Origin of the sequence: Clostridium sp. MCC328 (assembly GCF_018785465.1) — a bacterium.
GTDB lineage: Bacteria > Bacillota > Clostridia > Lachnospirales > Lachnospiraceae > Pilosibacter > Pilosibacter fragilis.
Genome location: NZ_WQPW01000026.1, coordinates 1 through 3890, shown reverse-complemented (window position 1 = coordinate 3890; position 3890 = coordinate 1). Strand labels below are relative to the sequence as shown.

Here is a 3890-nt window from a genome sequence, read left to right as displayed (position 1 = left end):
AGGCTACATGGGTCAATTTTGGGATTCATGGTACAGTTACCAGTTCAGATACTGCTCCGTGAATAATTCAGGCTTATTTTCAAAATCCGCTGGGACAGTTAGAAACTATCTGGCATCTTCTTATTTCTCTCACACTCCTCGTGCATAATCATGATCATACATGCATTGGTTTTCTGCAGTAGCACAATGTGATGTGCAATGGCAGGAAAATTTAAAGGACATAAATTAAGAACATCTTGAATTATTTTTCCAAACGCCTATAATATTGATATGTTATCCATTTTGATGACAAATCTTTACTATCAACCGTAACGCCTCTGGATAGTTTATTCTATCCTCTAACAGTTACCCCCACAATCTGACAGATATTGTTTATTCCGGATATTTGTCAGCTCACAACAAGAAAGAACAAGAAAGGCAGAAGCAAATGAGTTACAGTGTATATCTTCCTAATTACTCCATCGGTGAAAATTGTTACAAGGAACTTCCATACGTCGCAAGAAACTATGGAAAAAAGGCAGTCGTGATCGGTGGTAAAACAGCCATGGAAAAAACAAAAGATGCACTCTTGGAAGGCATCAAGGGCTCCGATCTTGAGATCACGGATTTCATCTGGTACGGCGGTGATTCCAGCTACGAGAACGGCAATGCATTGATCGCGAATCCGGCTGTCCGCAACGCAGATATTATCTTTGGTGTCGGTGGAGGAAGAGCCTGCGACACCGCAAAATATGTAGCAAACGAACTTGACAAACCACTATTTACCTTCCCGACCGTTGCCAGCAACTGCGCGGCCGTGACTGCCATCTGTGTCATCTACAATGCCAACGGCACCTTCCGGGAATATTATTATCCGAAGCTTGCGGATCATACCTTCATCAATACCGCCGTGATTGCGGATTCTCCTTATGACCTCCTCTGGGCCGGAATCGGCGACGCACTCTCCAAAGAATGTGAGGCTGTTTTTTCCAGCAAAGGTAAGCACTTAAGCCATACTCCGTTAATGGGTGTCCAGCTCAGTAAAGTCTGCACACAACCGCTCCTGGATTATGGAAAAGAGGCACTCGCATCCTTAAAAGCGCACAAAGTCAGCGATGCCCTCATGCAGGTCACTTTGGATATCATCGTCTCCACCGGTATCGTTTCCAATATGACGACTCATATTCCGGATTATTACTACAATTCCTCCCTCGCGCACTGTGTCTATAACGGCTCCACGATCACGCGTCATGGTCACGAACACCTGCACGGCGAAGTCGTATCCCTCGGTGTTCTCTGCCTGCTCACCTATGAAGGCGCGAACGCTCTCCGTGATACGATCATGAAATTCAATGCCAGTATCGGTCTTCCGGTATGCTTCGATGATATCGATATCACTGAAGATGAATTCGATCTCATGGCAGATAGAATTCTTACTTCCACCGAATGGCAGTACCGCCCGAAGGATGTGACCCGTGAGAAATTTATTGCATGCATGAAAGAACAGAATAAGATCGGACAGGAATTTAAGAAACAGACAGGCTCTTTATAAAATTTTCTTGATATATCTCCTCAATTACACCTACAGAACCTGCCCTGACAGCGTCTACGAACACATATCATCAAAAAACAGCCCGTAACTCCGGCGAAAATAATAATGCCGCTGAATTACTGGCTGTTTTTATCTCAGTCGAGAAGACTCCCACCTCTTCAAGTGGTGAGTCATAACAAATAAGTCTCAGTGGGCGTTAGTTCTCCGACCGAGATAAACGCTCCGCGAGGATGCACAGTGATTCTGTAAAGAATATGTCAGCTTGCGCTAACCAGAATTACGCGCCAAGTCTCACGGACGTTCGACTTGAACTCTGTATCTGCGAAAATGCACAAGGCATTTTAATTATCCGGAAAATTTATCACTGTAACGAATGTGCATATCCTCCCAATCCATAAACAATACATAAAATACTCTTCCGTATTGCCGACTCTCCACAATTCTTCCATGGTCAAGTACCGAAAGATAGGATCCATCAGCTTTTCGAAGCTGGAAATGAATATAGGCATTTTCATTACCGTCATCAATCTGTTTCCAAATACTTGATTCTATCTGTTGCCGCTCATCTTCCCGAATCAGATTACGAAAACTTTTCTTTGTGATCTGAAAGAGTTCATCTACGTTTTTATATCCGGCCATATGAAGAAATTCGTTGTTAGCATAAAAAAGTTCATCATCTTCTTTATCTGCTCTGTATATAATAAATGCACCCGGAAGATGTTCCGAAATGTCTTTAAGGGCAAATCCCAACTGTTTGCGAACTCCAGATTGAAGACCTTTCCTGTAAGCCATACATCCATTTTTTCCGTGAAGCTTTATTTCATAAAGAGCTGCATCTGCACAACGCAAAAGCTGGGATCGATTGGAAGCAAAGGTAGGATATTCCGCATAGCCAAGAGAAATATAAAATTGATATTCTTTACCCTTGCATGAGAATGTCTTAGGGAGCTTGATGAATTGCTGCAGTTGTTCTTCTGCTTCTTCACAGGTACAATTTCGTAAAAGAATACAGAATTCGTCACCACCGTTTCTTCCCAGCAATGTATCCGGTGGGAAAAAGTCTTTCATACTATCTGCCAGACTCTTTAATGCCTTGTCACCGTAGACATGTCCGTAAATATCATTAATAAACTTAAAATCATCAATATCAAGGAGTCCGGCTACAAAATGCATTTTCGGATTTTTATCCATCATTTTTTCCGCTAATTCATCAAATCCATAGCGATTGTTAATTTTAGTAAGAGAATCCGTGTGCGCCAATATTTGAAATTTATTTTTGTTTTCTTTCGATACCAGCCATACCCTGGTAAGACCTGACAAAAGCAAGGTGACTGCCATAAATATTCCACTGACTGTCGCAATTAAACAATCATTCCTCCATCCGCTTTTAGGAGTTACTTCAAATCTCCATTTTCCCCCTCCAATCGTAAATTCATAAGAAACAGGAGCAGTCATTTGACCATCTGACTGATAAACAACTTTATAATCGTCACTCCAGGGAGCGTCTTTTTTAGAAAGTCTATATTCATATCCAAAATTCGAAAGTGCTTCAATTGAGTTTGAAAAAATATCAGGAACGCGCAAGATAACAATCGTAAATCCCCAGAAATATTCTTGTCCGTTTGCATTTTTCAGGTAAATTGGATTGCGAACAGCAATTCCATAGCTGCTCTGTTTCAATTCGAATGGTCCCTGTGTAATCAGTGTATGATTGTCTCTTGCATAACAGGAAATTTTGCTGCGGTCCTTATCATGGAACAGGTCAATTTTACCTGCCTCGTTTCCCTCTGCAGGATAAATATCTGTCACAATACCATCCGGAGCAATCTGCACACTTTCAACCGAATCAGACATAAGATTTTCTGCAATCGTGTCAAAGTGATTGATCTCTCCATCTTCACTGATTAAGATCTGCTTCAGAGCATCCGTAATTTCGATCCCATTCGTAATCTCATTTTTTATCCGTTCACCATAGGTTGTTGCATTTAATTGTGCTGTTGTGCGTCTCTGTTCTTTTTCGTGGGTATCTGTTTTCCATACAAGCAAACCGGCAAGGCATATGCCCAGTAAAAAAACGCTAAGAGGCACAAGTATTTTTTTCTTCACCTCATTCACCTCGTTTTATACATCGGATTTTTTCATAATAAAGCATTATAGCACAAAAATCAGAAGTTGCTTGTTTTTTCTGAAAAAATAAATAATTTTTGATCGCACATGATGTCTCCTGCGATGAACAGATCGGAGCCTGGACTTCGAACCGTTCGAGCCCGGCTGGGCTTGAACATAGAAAAAAGAGCCATCCATCGGATGACTCTTTTTTCTATCTCTTTGAGAGCACGAGACGGGATTCGAACCCGCG

The 3890-nt window shown here is 41.6% G+C and carries 3 protein-coding genes; 1 reads left to right on the top strand and 2 read right to left on the bottom strand.

Annotated features, from left to right (window positions below):
- The first annotated feature begins 427 nt into the window (after window positions 1-427).
- Window positions 428-1531: an iron-containing alcohol dehydrogenase family protein gene (locus tag GPK83_RS05030; protein WP_015555145.1), complete on the top strand. Its 1104-nt coding sequence runs from the start codon at window positions 428-430 to the stop codon at window positions 1529-1531.
- Window positions 1532-1876: 345 nt separating this feature from the next.
- On the opposite strand, the gene GPK83_RS05025 is transcribed toward GPK83_RS05030, so the two are convergent.
- Both GPK83_RS05025 and GPK83_RS05020 read right to left on the bottom strand, forming a co-directional pair.
- The gene (locus GPK83_RS05025; protein ID WP_117553221.1) at window positions 1877-3637 is read right to left on the bottom strand and encodes a diguanylate cyclase; all 1761 of its coding nucleotides are present in this window, start codon (window positions 3635-3637) and stop codon (window positions 1877-1879) included.
- Between the two features lie 59 nt (window positions 3638-3696).
- Window positions 3697-3890 (bottom strand): hypothetical protein (locus GPK83_RS05020; protein WP_215704155.1); only part of this gene is annotated, 194 nt, incomplete at its 5' end.